The following is a 13734-nucleotide window of genomic DNA, read 5'->3' on the forward strand; positions in this document are numbered from 1 at the left end:
CCCCCTTTAGCGCGACTGAAGTCCCATACCGATCGACCTTGGTCGGGCGATGCACAACCGCGGAATGCTTGCGGCATTTCGGAGTATGGCGTCACCATGTGGCTGTGACTGCGCATTGGCAGACAACTCGCCGGGCGAAGACCCCAACAACCTCGAGCCCGGCGAGCCTTACACCTGATCAGAGTACGCGATCAGGACCGGGGATCAGCCGGCGAAAGATGTGGGTGCAATATGGGTGCCAAACTATTCGTCCCAAATTGGGACCATGCTGCGGCCGGCAAGCTGCGCTTAGGTCTCATAAAAGGCTTAGGCGCTGGCATCGGAAATGGCGATCGCTGGTCGCTCTGCGCCAAGCCGCAGGACCAGCATCATGGTTGCCCCATTTTGCAGAACTTGACGCACACAACCCCCCGCGACAAAGGCTGCTGGGCCGTCGTAGCGCCGATCTGCTCCGGCATGGCCGCGTGAATGCCCGCTCGACTCCAGCAACAGCTTCATCCTTGGTTGCGACGTTCCCGCGCGCGCCGCCGTCATCGAGCGTATTATCTTACTCGCCTAACCCGGATCGTGCCGCGTCCGCTTTCCGGGACGCACGGATCTATGCTCAATACCTAATGTCAGGCGCGTACCTGAATGGGTCCTCGAGCCGAGATAGCGCGTTAGTCCATACCCGACATTGCGATGTCCAGAAATCGACCGTTTCGCGAACAGCGATGACTACTCGGAGCTGCTATCTCGTTTGCGCCACGAACTGTCCCCTGCCCTCAATGCTTCCAACGTCTCATTTGGGGGCCGATAACGGACTGACAGCTTCGAGCGTCGAGCCGTTGGGTTAGACCCTGACGCCGATGCGTGCGCCGACGGAATCTTCCAACAGTCAACAACGCCGAGCTAAGCATCGAGCAAAACCGTCCCTCGCGGGCGGCTGCAACATGCCAGGACATAGCCGGCAGATTTCTCTTTAGCATTCAGTCCGCCCAAATCGTCCATGGTAACCTCGCCGGATAGTTTGGCTATTCGGCACGTTCCGCAAACGCCCTGCTGGCAGGCGGTTGGGATGTAGATGCCACAGTTCCGCGCCGCGTCCAGCAGGGTCTCTCCGGGCGCGCAGCGATGCTCCACACCCGAGCGGACAAAACGGACCGAAGACGAAATCGCCAAGCCCAATTCCGACCGAGAACCATTGCTGCCTCCGAAACTCTCCTCGTGATACTGCGCCGGCGGGAAGCCTATTGCATCAAGGCAGGCGCGTGCCGTCTTCATGTATCCTTCGGGCCCACAGGCAAAAACGGTGCGCTTGTGAAGATCGGGAACCAGGCTCAGCAGCATCCGACCATCAATTCGGCCGGTTGAACCCGTCCAAGCGGGACCTCCCTGGCCGCAAACCAAAGTCACTTGAACATTGGGAAAGCGAGCGGCAAGTGCTTCCAGTTCCGCTCGGAAGATGATGTCGCCTGGGGTTTTCGCGCTGTGAATGAAGCGGATCTCCCTGTCGTCTGCGCGGTCTGTAAGCGCACGCAGCATTGACATGGTCGGAGTCACGCCGCTCCCGCCCGAAAGGAAAACAGGTTTCTCCGACGGCAATTTATCCAGATTGAACGAACCGAGCGGCCCTTCGATCTCGATCTCGCTGCCCGGCGTCAAATGGTCATGGATCCAGTTGGAAGTGAGCCCGCCCTGCGTTCGCTTCACGGTGATCTGAAGATCAAGCGGTCGCGTCGGCGGTGACGATACCGAGTAGGCGCGCGTTATTGTGGCGCCGTTGATCCTGAGGTGCACGAGAACATACTGGCCCGCGCTGAAGCAGAACATCCGACCAGCGGCAGATGTGAGAACAAATGTTTTCACATCGTGCGTCTCGTCTATCACGCGACGGCAGAGCACTATATCTCGCGTCTTTTGTGCCCATCGCCGCTGACGCATGGTGGGCACGACATCTGAGGCTTGGATGGAGGCGTATGCATTCATCGTGCGGCTCGGCGTTAGGTCGAGCGAACATGCCAGTTCTTACCCCGCTGAACAGCAATATTATCCCAGCGTTATGATCGGGAATATCGATTAAACCTCCAGCGACATAACAGCGAGATGGAGAGCACGGATGCCTTTGCGAATGATCGGTTCGTGTTTGCGGCGTGCCAGTATCGCCGTATGGACTGGCTGGTGCAAGGTCGGCGCTCCTTCGACCAGGAACGATGGAATCTCACCGGTAAACCTGCGCGCATCATCGCTGCGCATGTAGCAAGTGCCGCCCGTTCGCCGGAGCATGATCTCCGCCAGAGCTTCCGATCCGGTCGAAAGTCGGCAGATCGCCAATTGAGCCAGCATCTCTGCGTGCGTTTTCTCCAGCACGACGGTGTAGCCTGGGCGGATGTAGGTGTCGGGATCGACGTCCGACAGGTTTCTGGCGGCAGTCGAAACCATTAAATATTCCTCGACCATCAGGTGCTCGTATGCGATCTCAGGCAAGTAGCGGGGGGCATAAAGCACCGCGATATCCAGGTTTCCCATGCTGAGGTCGCTGACCATCTGGTTCGAATAATCCGACTCGACATGGATTGAGGACTTCGGAAGTGCTTGGCACAGGGTTTCGACCCACCCGGGCAGGACTGAGCGGGTCATGCCCACTTGGGCGGCAACGCGCAAGGTGCCTTCGAAACGGTTGAAGGCCCGGACATCGTGGCGAGCCTGCGACCAAGTGGATACCAGAGATCTTGCGTAGGCTTCGAACCGGCGCCCTGCGGCAGTCGGCTCTGCCCCGGCGCGTCCGCGTTGGAACAGTTCAGATCCGATTGCGCTCTCCAGGTTCTTGATGCGGGTGCTGATTGTCGATTGGGTTAAGCCCAACCGATCTGCGGTGCGATTGAAATTTCTCGATTCGATGATGTCGAGAAAGGTTTCGATGTGATCAAGCTGCATGGAAATCCCGATCGAAAAATTCGATCATGTTCCTGCCTACCATAAGCTTGATCAAACAATACTCAAGGGGGAAGCTGCACCAGATCATCGGCCGGCGCACCGCCGGGACGGGCCACGGAGCGGAACAAAGTGTTCATAGTTGATTGCGACTGTCACAATTACTGGTCAAGCGCCACCGTGTTGACGCCATACCTTTCCGGCTTGTGGAAAGACATGTTCACCGAGGGCGAGAAAACAGGTCCAGTCGGCGCATTTCCGCATGGCCATCGCCCCTGGTTTCATCCGCAGGACTTCTCCCGCAAGGACGTCCGTCCGAAGACGGAAGCCGACAATTATCTCATCATGAAAGAGAAGCACCTCGACAAGTACAAAGTCGACGTGGCGATCCTCACCGGCGATGAGCCGATCGAGGCGTCGACCCTCGCCAATCCTTACTATGCCAGCGCCCTGGTCAGCGCCTACAATGACTATCAGATCAACCAATGGCTGCCGAAAGACGATCGTTTCATGGGTTCGATCATCATCGCACCACAGGATCCGAAGCTCGCTGCCGCCGAGATACGCCGTCTGGGCAGTTATCCGCGTATGGTCCAGGTTCTCGCTTCCCAAGGGTCCGTCAAGCCGTATGGAGACCCGTTCTACCATCCGATCTACGAAGCTTGCGCTGAAGTAGGGTTGCCGTTCGCCATACATCTGGGCGGGCATGGCGGCGTGAATTCAACTGCCATTGCGCCTGCGCCCACGACATTCTTCTGGGAAACGCATGCCATTTTGCACATGTCCGCGATGTCGCACGTGGCAAGCATGATCGCCCATGGCGTCTTCGAGAAGTGGCCGGACCTCTACTTCGTGATCATCGAGTGCGGTGTCGCCTGGGTTCCGTCGGTCCTGTGGCGCCTGGATGCCGACTACAAAGCGCTGCGTAAAGAGACGCCATGGCTGAAGATGCTGCCATCGGAATATTGCCGGCGCAACATCCGCTTTTCCACGCAGCCGCTGGAGCAACCTGCAAACATCCAACATCTCTGGTCCACGCTCGAAGCGATGGACGGGGAAAACACGCTGATGTTTGCGTCGGACTATCCGCACTGGGATTACGACGATGCCAACACGCTGCAAATCCCTCCTGCCTGGAAGAGCAAGATCATGGGACTGAATGCGTTGGAAGTCTACAAACGCATCCCCCGTGCGCAAGCCGCGAATGCTGCCTGAGGAACCATACGATGCCCGAGAAGACATATATCTGCCGCGTTCACGAGATCGAAACAGGATCTCCGTTTATCGCCAAGATCCGCAGCCTTTCGGTCGGGATTTTCCGCATCGGAGATTCATTCCACGCGCTGCTGAATGTCTGTCCGCACCGCGGCGCTCCACTTTGCGAGGGACCGCAATGCGGGACAACCGCGCCCGTTGAACAAGCGCAATTCATCTATCATCGCGAAAACGAGATCGTTCGATGCGCCTGGCATGGCTGGGAATTCGACATCAAGTCAGGTGAAGCCTTGGTCGATCCGTCCATTCGCGCTCGCACATTTCCAGTCACCGTCGAAGCCGGCAGCATCTATGTGACGGCCTGATTGGCCCAAAAGCCGATTGGGATTGGAAAAATTCGAAGAAAGATGGCCGAAGCCAACTAGCAGATTTGTTCGCAGGTGCTTGAAAAAAATAACGCGGAGAACTCCGCAATGGGAGAGTCAAATGTCAGAATCTGAATACAAGCTTGGTCTCGCGCAAAGCCTGGTCGGTGGCAGCAAAGTTTCCCGCCGCGACTTCATTCATCTTGGGATAGCCGCAGGCCTGACGGTCGCCGCCGCCGACACGCTCTTCGTCGCCAGGGCGCGTGCCGAACCGATGCACGGCGGCTTCGCCAAGCTCGGCATGGCTCATGGCGCGACGACGGATTCAATCGATCCGGCCGGCTACCCCGATACGTTCACACAAACCGCGTTTTCGGGCTCGCTATCCAACAGCCTCACTGAGGTCGACGCCAAAGGCAATGTCCAACCGGACCTCGCCGAGAGCTTCGAATCTTCGGATGGGGCCAAGACCTGGGCCTTCAAGCTGCGCAAAGGCGCAACCTTCCACAACGGCAAGACTGTGACGGCGGATGACGTCGTGACGTCATTGCAATATCACATGGGCAAGGACACAAAATCGGCGGCGAAGTCGCTGTTGGAGTCCGTCGCCGGGATCAAGGCCGACGGCCCGGAAACGGTGGTCTTCACGCTCAAGAGCGGCAACGCCGATTTCCCTTACATCATGAGTGACTACCATCTGGTCATCATGCCAGCCAAGGACGGCAAGGCGGACTGGGCTTCAGGGGTTCGCACCGGCGCTTTCCTCCTTGAGAATTTCCAGCCCGGCGTTTCGGCGAAACTCAAGCGCAATCCAAACTACTTCAAAAACGGCAAGCCCTATCTCGACGAGGTGGAATTCATCGCCATCACTGATCTTGCCGCTCGCATGGCGGCCTTGTCGACGGGCGAGGTGGACTATATCGGCCGCGCCGACCTCAAGACCCTCGGCATGTTGAAACGCAATCCGAAGGTGGAAATCGTCGAGGTCACCGGCTACGGACATTATACCTTGCCGATGAATGCCGCGATGGCGCCGTTTGATAATCCAGACGTGCGAACGGCATTGAAATGGGCGATCAATCGCCAAGAAATCGTCGACAAGATCTTTCTCGGCCACGCCACCGTGGCTAACGACAACCCGATCGCGCCAGCGATCAAATTCGCCAAGGATCCGCAACCGCAACACAACTTCGATCCGGAAAAAGCCAAGCACTACCTGAAAAAGGCCGGAATGGAGAACCTGAAGGTGGATCTCTCGGTCGCCGATGCCGCTTTTGCAGGCGCGGTGGATGCGGCTTCGCTCATTCGCGAGACGGCAGCCCAATGCGGCATCGACGTCAATGTCGTGCGGGAGGCCGAGGACGCTTATTGGGACAATATCTGGCTCAAGAAACCCTGGTGCGCATCCTATTGGAGCGGTCGAGCGACGGCCGACTGGATGTTCACGCAAGCCTTCGCCGCGGACTCCAGCTGGAATGAGTCGTTCTGGAAAAATCCCCATTTCAACGAATTGCTTGTTAAGGCGCGGGCCGAGACGGACGAGGCCAAGCGAGCGGGAATGTATGCCGAGATGCAGCAACTAACCCACGACGATGGCGGCAGCATCGTGCTGGTCTTCAACAATTTCGTCAGCGCCCAATCCAAAAAGCTCGCACATGGCGAAGTGGCGCCCAACTGGGAGAACGATGGACTGAAAATGGCCGAACGCTGGTGGATCGCCACGGCATGAAAAGGCGGCCGGGGCCACGATGGTTGTGAGGCTCCGGTCGGCTTGCTCCGAGTGCAGGACTGCCGCCCAAAGGGAGACGGCACTCACATGAACCCCGTCGCAAGAACGGTTCTGCAGCGCCTTGGCCTCGGCCTGGTCACTTTGTTCATCGTGTCCATCATCATCTTCTCTGCCATCGCGATGCTTCCGGGCGACTTCGCCAAGGCCACGCTCGGGCAGTCGGCGACGCCCGAAACGGTCGCCGCCTTTCAGCGGGAAATCGGCATCGATCGTCCGCCTGTCGAGCGCTATTTCGTCTGGGTCGCGCAAATGCTTCACGGCGACTTCGGCTCTTCGTTCGCGAGCCGCACCGGATATCGGCGTACCGTGGCCGAGATCATCGCGCCACGCCTCTACAATACGATGTTTCTTGCAGCGGTGACCGCGCTGATAGCGGTTCCGCTGGCGCTTGGGCTTGGCATTCTCGCCGCGCTGTACCGCAACGGCTGGTTCGACCGGCTGGTGAATGCCGTGACACTGACAACTATTTCGTTCCCGGAGTTTTTCGTCGCCTATATGCTCGCCTACCTGGTGATCTCGCGCGACACGTTCATTGCATCCGATTTCGCTCAATCCCTGCCCCATTGGCTCAGTATCTCACTGACCTGGGCACTCAATGCGGTTCCCAAATTTCCGACATTGTCGAATGTGAACGATCAGACCCCATTTTGGGAGCACCTCTGGAAAGTGGCGCTGCCGGCAATCACCCTTACACTCGTGATCGTGGCCCACATGATGCGCATGACCCGAGCGGCCATCATCAACATGCTCGCAAGCCCCTACATCGATATGGCGCGCCTCAAGGGAATGTCCCCGATGGTGATCGTGCTGAGGCATGCCCTGCCCAATGCCTGGGCTCCCATCGTCACTGTCGTGGCGTTCAATATGGCATATCTCATCGTCGGAGTGGTCGTGGTCGAGGTCGTTTTCGTCTATCCCGGGATCGGCCAACTGATGGTTGATGCGGTAAAATCCAGGGATGTTCCGGTTGTCCAGGCCTGTGCCCTGATTTTCGCCGCGACCTACATCCTTCTCAACCTGCTGGCCGACATTATTTCCATCGCCACCAACCCCAGGCTCTTGCACCCACGATGACCAGATCCCAATCTATCGCGGCGGTTCAGAGGCTGAGGCGCTCGCGTGCCAGCCGGGCGACAACAGCGCTGAAGAAGGCACCGCTTAGTGCATGGTTCGGCATCGTGGTGATCGTTGGCTACGTCCTTGTTGCGGTCTTCGCGCACTGGATAGCCCCATATGGCGAGACGCAGGTCTTCAGCGAAGCCTTCGCGCCGTGGAATCAGGAATTCGAATTGGGAACCGACCAGCTCGGCCGCGACATGCTCACCCGCTTGATCTACGGTGCGCGCAACACCATCGCTATCGCGGTCGCGACTACATTGCTCTCCTTCGCGGTAGGCGTGTCGCTCGGCCTCCTTGCCGCATTGTATAGGGGGTGGCTCGACCAGATCTTGTCGCGTGCGGTGGACGTGCTGATGTCGATCCCGAGTCTGATCTTCGCGCTGGTGCTTCTGTCGATCTTCGGCTCGTCGATCACCAGCCTGATTGTTATCATTGCGCTTCTCGATTCCACCCGTGTCTTTCGGCTTTCTCGCGCCGTTGGGCTTAACGTGGCCGTGATGGAATATGTCGAGGTGGCGCGATTGCGCGGCGAGGGACCGAGATGGATTATCGCCAATGAAATCCTTCCCAATGTCATGCCTCCACTGGTCGCCGAGTTCGGCTTGCGATTCTGCTTCGTGTTCCTGACAGTCGCGGCGCTGTCGTTCCTCGGAGTCGGTATTCAGCCGCCGACGGCCGATTGGGGATCAATGGTGCGCGAGAACGCAACCCTGATCACTTACGGCGATGTCACGCCGCTGCTTCCGGCCGGCGCGATAGCTCTTCTTACCGTATCCGTAAATTTCGTTGTGGACTGGTACCTGCACGCAACAAGCGGGTTGCGGGATGAAAAGTAGCGATCCAGGCTCACGCGAAAAAGGAAAGGATCTACTGCAAATCCGCAATCTGCATGTGGAGGGATCCTCGGACGAACAGTGGCATCCCATCGTCCGCGGGATCGATCTTACGCTGAAGCGGGGGGAGGTTCTTGGCCTAATCGGCGAGTCAGGCGCCGGCAAGTCCACCATTGGCCTTGCCGCAATGGGCTATGCCAAACCGGGCTGCCGGATCACACAGGGCTCGGTCCTGTTCGACGGGATTGATCTCCTGGCAGTCAATGAAAAGGGGCGCCGTCGTCTCCGGGGCTCCCGCATTGCCTATGTCGCGCAAAGCGCGGCGGCCTCCTTCAATCCGGCACATCGACTTTTGGAACAAACCATCGAAACCGCGGTGGCGCATCGAATCGTCAGCCGGGAAGAGGCGAACCGGAGCGCCGTGGATCTTTATCGGCGTCTTCAGCTCCCAGTACCCGAGAGCATAGGCTTTCGCTATCCTCATCAGGTCTCAGGCGGGCAGTTGCAACGGGCCATGACAGCGATGGCAATGGCTTGTCGACCGGACCTCATAATATTCGACGAGCCAACAACGGCGCTCGATGTGACCACGCAGGTTGAAGTCCTTGCCTCCATTCGCAACATCGTTGAGGAATTCAGTACTGCTGCAATCTACGTAACGCATGACCTGGCGGTGGTGGCGCAAATGGCGGATCGCATCATGGTTCTGCGACACGGAGTTACCGTGGAGGTGGCTGACACACGCCAGATGCTGGCCTCCCCCAGCCAGGAATATACGAGGACGCTCTGGGCAGTCCGCAAGCTCGCCAAGCCCGAAGTTCCAGCCGATGACTATCTCTTGACGATAGACAACGTCACCGCGGCTTATGCCGGAGGGGTCAAGGTGCTCCAGGATGTCTCCATCAAGGTTCCGCGCGGAAGAACAGTCGCTGTGGTCGGCGAATCCGGTTCTGGGAAATCGACGCTCGCTCGAGTCGTTACCGGACTCTTGCCGCCAAGTTCGGGTTCGATTTCTTTCGCAGGCCAGCTCCTTTCCAAGAGCCTGAAGGCGCGGCCCAAGGAGGTCCTGCGTCGCGTCCAGATGATTTATCAAATGCCCGACAACGCCCTTAATCCGCGCCAAACGGTCGAAGAAGTCTTAGAGCGGCCACTCGAATTCTACCTCGGCCTCAAAGGCGCGCAGAGAGATCGCCGGATAAGCGAACTTATGCACCTGGTCGAGATGAGCGAGGATTTTCTGGAACGTCTACCTGGCGAGCTATCAGGTGGCCAAAAACAACGCGTCTGCATTGCGCGGGCATTGGCTGCCGAACCGGAGCTTATCATCTGCGACGAGATCACATCCGCGCTCGACCAAATTGTGCAGGAGGAGATCCTCAAGCTTCTGATGCGCCTACAGCGTGAACTCGGGATGAGCTACATCTTCATTACCCATGACATTGCCACGGTGCGCGCGATAGCAGACGAGATTGTCGTCATGCACGGCGGCAAAGTCGTCGAGCAGGGATTGAAGAGCGTGGTTCTCACACCTCCGCATGCCGCTTACACCGAACGGCTTTTGTCCTCTGTTCCCGAAATGGATCCTGACTGGCTGACAAGATTGCTGGCCAGTCGGAAAATCTGACAGGTTGCAAGGTGGTCAGGAATTAAGTCCCCGTCCGCCCATCTTCCACGTGCTTTGAAGGGCATGATCGAGCTCCACGCGCAGCGATCAGCGCGACTATTATGCACGCCTTCTGGAACCGTCTATCGCTGATCCAGGACCATCAGGCTAGGTTTGACGCTGAGGCGTATCGGAAATACGTTCGCGCACGGCATGCTCGGTCTTGTCTGCTGTGGACTTCACGATCTCGCCGAGCTGATCGGCTATCGTGTCTGCTTCCATATCTTGCCGGCCAGCTTCCTGCTTGATGGTCTCATAGGCGTCGGCGGCGACCTGCTTGGCCTCATCGAGGCCCCTGTCGAGCAAAGTTTCGGCGGAATCGCGAAGCTTGTCGCCATAGGCGCCTAGTTGCTCGTCCTCCGTTGCGGTATGGGGCAGAATTGCACCTATAGCGGCGCCGATGGCGAGACCGACGGCCGCAACGGCCAAGGGTTGATCCTCCAACAGATCTTGCGCGGAGCGGCTGGCTTTCGCCGCCATGTCCCCAGTCGTCGAGCTTGCATTGGCAGCGCTTCCCGTCAGACCCGCCGCAGCGGCTCTTGCGGTGCTCGATATGGTGTCGCCGACGCTGGCAGCGCTCGAGGAGAGCGATTCCGCGGCATCGGAGAGCGTGCCGCCCAAGCCGCCGCGCTCCCCTGCTACATCATGTCGTCCCGGCGCTGAAGGCAATGGATAGCCAGCCGAACGGTGGGCGGTGTTTGAGGTACCGCTGCCGAACATCAGCCAGGCCAGACCTGCGCCCACCATGGTGACCGGCAAAGGATTGTCTCGGACCTGCGTTCTGAGATTGCTGAGCATGGCCGCGCTCTCCCCTCCCGAGAACAGCCCGGTGAACTCATCCAGCAATTGTCCAGGCGTCATCTTGCCTCGAATGGATTCGGCGGTCTCCATCACCCGAGCGCGAGCAGCCTCGGCCTCGCGTTCAAGTTCGGCTGCGGATTTCTCGTTCATCTCACCTGTTCCTTAATCGCGCTCGCGTCGCGCTTGAGCTGTCCCTGGGTCCGGTCGGGGGTAAGTTCCGAAGGCGCCATGCTGGCCGTCCCCGTCCGCAGCAGGATGACGCCGAGGACCGCCACGACCACACCGACCAGCAGGGAAGACCACCCCGCGCCAAGCCCTGCCCGCGTCAGCGCGATAATGAGCGCCTGCAGCAACACCAAGAGCGCGGCGAGCAGGCAAATCGCGCCGCCCAGCACTTCCGCGGCACCTGCTCCGGCTTTGGTAAGCTTTTCAGAGAGCTCGGCCCGAAACAGCCTCGCCTCGGTTTGCACCAGAGTGGTGACATTCTGGGCCAAATCGGTGACTAGCCCGGCAAGGCTGGGATTGTCCTGGGTGTTCATCTGTCCTGCTCCGCGATCTGCGTGGCCCCATCATCGCCGACCACGCCAAAATCTTGTGGACGATCAGCGGACCAACCCTGTGGCTGATCGGTGTGTGATCTGAGGCCTCCCGGAGCGGCCTCAGAATCGGGCGTTGCCGGCGGAGAAGCCTTGATGAACCGCCCGAGAGCCAATCCGGCCAACACCGATCCCGCAAGCAGGACACCGGGATTTTGCCGGCCGAAGGACTGCACGTCATCAAGGACTTGGCTAAAGGGCTTCTGTTTCAAGGACGATGAAAGCCGCTCAAGGCCACTGGCAGCATCCAAAGCGAACTTCGATGCGTTCCTTTCATCGTTGCTGGCAAGGTGATCGCTGGCGGCTCGCAGTGCACCACCCAACGCCGCCAAGCTCGATCCGATGTCGCGCTGCGCCTCCTCCGCCTTGTCGGAGATGACCTGCGTGGCTTCAGATGCATAGTCGCCAGCCTTACGGGTCACCTCGTCCCGCGCGTCGTGAAGCAACTCGCTGGCACGCTCATTTTCCTGGCGAAGTCTGTCGGAGACGTCGCTTTTCGCCTTGTCGAAATCGGTGGGCTGTCCGCCCTGATCGTTCTCATGCTGCATGAGGCCACCTAGTGAAAACCGAGGAAGGAGAGGACCGCGAGCACGACAACGATAAGGCCGATAAGATAGATGACACTGTTCATGTGCACGTCCTCCGTAGCTTTCCAACTTCGACGAACCTGCGATGTTCCGTAAGTGAGAGCATTTATCTCAGCCGAAACGAAGAGCTTCGTCAGGCACGCACCCAGTCACCAGTGAGTTGCCCTGTCCCTCGTGCGGAGCGCCAGTTGCTCCGTACGAACGGGTGCGCCCGACATGGTTGACGCGATCCCAAAGAAAACCGGAAGAGCGGACTTGGATCGCTTGACCTGGGCAAATATGATCCTGACGCCTTGCAGAGGGACTGGATGGAAATCGGTCGGGTCGAGCGCAAGCTCTCGGCGATCCTTGCGGCTGACCTCGCCGGGTACAGTCAACTGATGGGCGCTGACGAAGAAGGTGCCCTCGAGCGCTTGAACAGCCATCAACGTGACCACCTCGATCCCTGTATTGCCACGCATCGCGGCAAGATCGTCGGCGACATCATCGAACAGGACGGTCACGTCTTGGGCGCGGGGGTCAACATCGCCGCGCGTCTGGAGAGGATCGCCGAGCCTGGCAGGATCTGCGTTTCCGAACGCGTGCAGGAACATGCAGCGGGAAAGATCGGCCTGCGCTTCGAGGACTCGTGACAGTCCGGCGGAGTGCCCAGAATTTTGCCTGGTATCGTCGCGCCTCATCCATTCGGCCCAGCTGAGCATTTGCCGCGAACATAACAGCCTGAGGGCTGGCCGTTTGGCGACGCCCGCTTTTGGTGAATGGACTGAACCGGGGAACCGACTGTCATGAGGCGCGAAGCCGCCGTTCGCGTCGTGAAAGACATACCTCCACATCGGTGAGATTGTGGAATAGCGGTGACCAACCTGGACTAAGATCTAGGGTCAAAGGGGGCGCTCACGAGCCGCCTAATCGATAGACCGGGATGCCGAGCTTGCGGGCCTTGTCGGCGAGGTTCTCCTGAATGCCGGTGCCGGGAAAGATGATGACGCCGATCGGCATGACCGCCAACATCTGGTCGTTGCGCTTAAAGGGAGCGGCCTTGGCGTGTCTGCTCCAGTCGGGCTTGAAGGCGACCTGCGGCACCTTGCGATGATCGGCCCAGCGGGCGGCGATCTTTTCAGCGCCTTTGCGTGATCCGCCGTGCATCAGCACCATGTCGGGGTGCTTGGCGCGGATTTGGTCGAGCTTTGCCCAGATCATCTCGTGATCGGCGGTATCGCCGCCGGAGAAGGCGATCTTGGGGCCGGCCGGCAACATGACCTCGGTTTCCGCGCGCCGCCTGGCCGCGAGGAAGTCGCGGCTATCGATCATTGCGGCGGTGAGATGGTGGTGGTTTACCATCGACCCCGTGCGCGGTCGCCAGGCAGAACCGGTGTACTGATCGTAGTGTTCGGCGGCCTGGTCACGCATGAGCTCGAAGGCGCCCCGCCGTTCGATCATGGTCTGGCCCTGGGCGGTGAGTGTCTCGAGTTCAACCGCCTTGATCTCGCTGCCATCCTGTTCGCGCTGCAGACAGCGCTGGGCCTGCTCGTTGTCTTCCAGTTGCCGCTCGATCCGTTGTACAGCTCGGTGGAAGACATTGGTGAGGGACCAGAGCAAGTCATCGAGGTCGGGTTCGAGGCGCGTGTCAGCCAGGGTGACGATGAGGGCGTCAAAGATGTCGGCCACGGCTCCGGCCACTTGGTCGCCACCGGGGAGCGGTCGCGGATCGGGCTCGTCCGCAAATGGTCGCCAGCCATAGAGCTGGAGTTCGGTGAGGATGTGATCGGTCGCAGAAGCGGCGTGGTGCGGTTCAGTGTCGTCGTGCTCTCTCATGGGGATGCTCCCGTCGGTTTGACCGCGACCCTCGCGGC

The 13734-nt window shown here is 59.2% G+C and carries 13 protein-coding genes; 7 read left to right on the plus strand and 6 right to left on the minus strand.

Annotation, left to right across the window (positions count from 1 at the left end):
• Nucleotides 1–891: 891 nt before the first annotated feature.
• Together NKL06_RS01525 and NKL06_RS01530 are read right to left on the minus strand one after the other, a co-directional pair.
• Nucleotides 892–1848: an FAD-binding oxidoreductase gene (locus NKL06_RS01525; RefSeq protein ID WP_198027084.1), complete on the minus strand. Its 957-nt coding sequence runs from the start codon at nt 1846–1848 to the stop codon at nt 892–894.
• 210 nt (nt 1849–2058) lie between these two features.
• On the minus strand, nt 2059–2916 hold the full coding sequence (locus tag NKL06_RS01530) for a LysR family transcriptional regulator (protein ID WP_023690450.1): 858 nt from the start codon (nt 2914–2916) through the stop codon (nt 2059–2061).
• Nucleotides 2917–3045: 129 nt separating this feature from the next.
• Here NKL06_RS01530 and NKL06_RS01535 point away from each other — a divergent pair, with 129 nt between their 5' ends.
• The 6 genes from NKL06_RS01535 to NKL06_RS01560 all read left to right on the plus strand — a co-directional run bounded on the left by NKL06_RS01535 (nt 3046) and on the right by NKL06_RS01560 (nt 9858).
• A complete protein-coding gene (locus NKL06_RS01535) occupies nt 3046–4128 on the plus strand; it encodes an amidohydrolase family protein (RefSeq protein ID WP_031201701.1) in 1083 nt (360 codons plus the stop codon).
• Nucleotides 4129–4139: 11 nt separating this feature from the next.
• Nucleotides 4140–4493: a Rieske (2Fe-2S) protein gene (locus NKL06_RS01540; protein WP_023690448.1), complete on the plus strand. Its 354-nt coding sequence runs from the start codon at nt 4140–4142 to the stop codon at nt 4491–4493.
• A gap of 121 nt (nt 4494–4614) precedes the next feature.
• Nucleotides 4615–6222 carry an ABC transporter substrate-binding protein gene (locus tag NKL06_RS01545; RefSeq protein ID WP_023690447.1) on the plus strand — a complete coding sequence of 536 codons (1608 nt, stop codon included), beginning with the start codon at nt 4615–4617 and terminating at the stop codon, nt 6220–6222.
• Nucleotides 6223–6309: 87 nt separating this feature from the next.
• Nucleotides 6310–7356: an ABC transporter permease gene (locus tag NKL06_RS01550; protein ID WP_023673826.1), complete on the plus strand. Its 1047-nt coding sequence runs from the start codon at nt 6310–6312 to the stop codon at nt 7354–7356.
• Nucleotides 7353–8237 carry an ABC transporter permease gene (locus NKL06_RS01555; RefSeq protein ID WP_023690446.1) on the plus strand — a complete coding sequence of 295 codons (885 nt, stop codon included), beginning with the start codon at nt 7353–7355 and terminating at the stop codon, nt 8235–8237. Before NKL06_RS01550 ends, NKL06_RS01555 begins: the two co-directional genes overlap by 4 nt.
• Entirely contained in the window at nt 8227–9858 is a 1632-nt protein-coding gene (locus tag NKL06_RS01560; protein WP_023694068.1) for an ABC transporter ATP-binding protein, read from the plus strand. Before NKL06_RS01555 ends, NKL06_RS01560 begins: the two co-directional genes overlap by 11 nt.
• Before the next feature lie 147 nt (nt 9859–10005).
• Here the strand turns inward: NKL06_RS01560 and NKL06_RS01565 are convergent, their stop codons facing one another.
• Genes NKL06_RS01565 through NKL06_RS01575 form a run of 3 tightly spaced genes read right to left on the minus strand, consistent with a single transcriptional unit; the run spans nt 10006 to nt 11842 of the window.
• Complete coding sequence (locus NKL06_RS01565) at nt 10006–10848, minus strand: DUF3618 domain-containing protein (protein ID WP_023830220.1); 843 nt, start codon at nt 10846–10848, stop codon at nt 10006–10008.
• Nucleotides 10845–11237: a phage holin family protein gene (locus NKL06_RS01570; RefSeq protein WP_023702904.1), complete on the minus strand. Its 393-nt coding sequence runs from the start codon at nt 11235–11237 to the stop codon at nt 10845–10847. Before NKL06_RS01570 ends, NKL06_RS01565 begins: the two co-directional genes overlap by 4 nt.
• Nucleotides 11234–11842, minus strand: a complete 609-nt coding sequence (locus NKL06_RS01575) for a hypothetical protein (protein ID WP_023696785.1) — start codon at nt 11840–11842, stop codon at nt 11234–11236. The genes NKL06_RS01570 and NKL06_RS01575 overlap by 4 nt, the downstream gene beginning before the upstream one ends.
• A gap of 347 nt (nt 11843–12189) precedes the next feature.
• On the opposite strand from NKL06_RS01575, the gene NKL06_RS01580 reads away from it, so the two are divergent.
• Nucleotides 12190–12513 carry a nucleotidyl cyclase domain-containing protein gene (locus NKL06_RS01580; RefSeq protein WP_023690440.1) on the plus strand — a complete coding sequence of 108 codons (324 nt, stop codon included), beginning with the start codon at nt 12190–12192 and terminating at the stop codon, nt 12511–12513.
• Between the two features lie 262 nt (nt 12514–12775).
• Here the strand turns inward: NKL06_RS01580 and NKL06_RS01585 are convergent, their stop codons facing one another.
• Nucleotides 12776–13696, minus strand: a complete 921-nt coding sequence (locus NKL06_RS01585; RefSeq protein WP_023690439.1) for a DUF2493 domain-containing protein — start codon at nt 13694–13696, stop codon at nt 12776–12778.
• Between the last annotated feature and the right edge of the window lie 38 nt (nt 13697–13734).

It is taken from the genome of Mesorhizobium sp. C268A (assembly GCF_040324475.1).
Taxonomy (GTDB): domain Bacteria; phylum Pseudomonadota; class Alphaproteobacteria; order Rhizobiales; family Rhizobiaceae; genus Mesorhizobium.

What these genes read in the sequence shown, in the direction of transcription:
- NKL06_RS01530 (WP_023690450.1), bottom strand. Translation starts at nt 2,916, where the DNA reads ATGCAGCTTGATCACATCGAAACCTTTCTCGACATCATCGAATCGAGA.
- NKL06_RS01540 (WP_023690448.1), top strand. Translation starts at nt 4,140, where the DNA reads ATGCCCGAGAAGACATATATCTGCCGCGTTCACGAGATCGAAACAGGA.
- NKL06_RS01545 (WP_023690447.1), top strand. Translation starts at nt 4,615, where the DNA reads ATGTCAGAATCTGAATACAAGCTTGGTCTCGCGCAAAGCCTGGTCGGT.
- NKL06_RS01550 (WP_023673826.1), top strand. Translation starts at nt 6,310, where the DNA reads ATGAACCCCGTCGCAAGAACGGTTCTGCAGCGCCTTGGCCTCGGCCTG.
- NKL06_RS01555 (WP_023690446.1), top strand. Translation starts at nt 7,353, where the DNA reads ATGACCAGATCCCAATCTATCGCGGCGGTTCAGAGGCTGAGGCGCTCG.
- NKL06_RS01560 (WP_023694068.1), top strand. Translation starts at nt 8,227, where the DNA reads ATGAAAAGTAGCGATCCAGGCTCACGCGAAAAAGGAAAGGATCTACTG.
- NKL06_RS01565 (WP_023830220.1), bottom strand. Translation starts at nt 10,848, where the DNA reads ATGAACGAGAAATCCGCAGCCGAACTTGAACGCGAGGCCGAGGCTGCT.
- NKL06_RS01570 (WP_023702904.1), bottom strand. Translation starts at nt 11,237, where the DNA reads ATGAACACCCAGGACAATCCCAGCCTTGCCGGGCTAGTCACCGATTTG.
- NKL06_RS01575 (WP_023696785.1), bottom strand. Translation starts at nt 11,842, where the DNA reads ATGCAGCATGAGAACGATCAGGGCGGACAGCCCACCGATTTCGACAAG.
- NKL06_RS01580 (WP_023690440.1), top strand. Translation starts at nt 12,190, where the DNA reads ATGGAAATCGGTCGGGTCGAGCGCAAGCTCTCGGCGATCCTTGCGGCT.
- NKL06_RS01585 (WP_023690439.1), bottom strand. Translation starts at nt 13,696, where the DNA reads ATGAGAGAGCACGACGACACTGAACCGCACCACGCCGCTTCTGCGACC.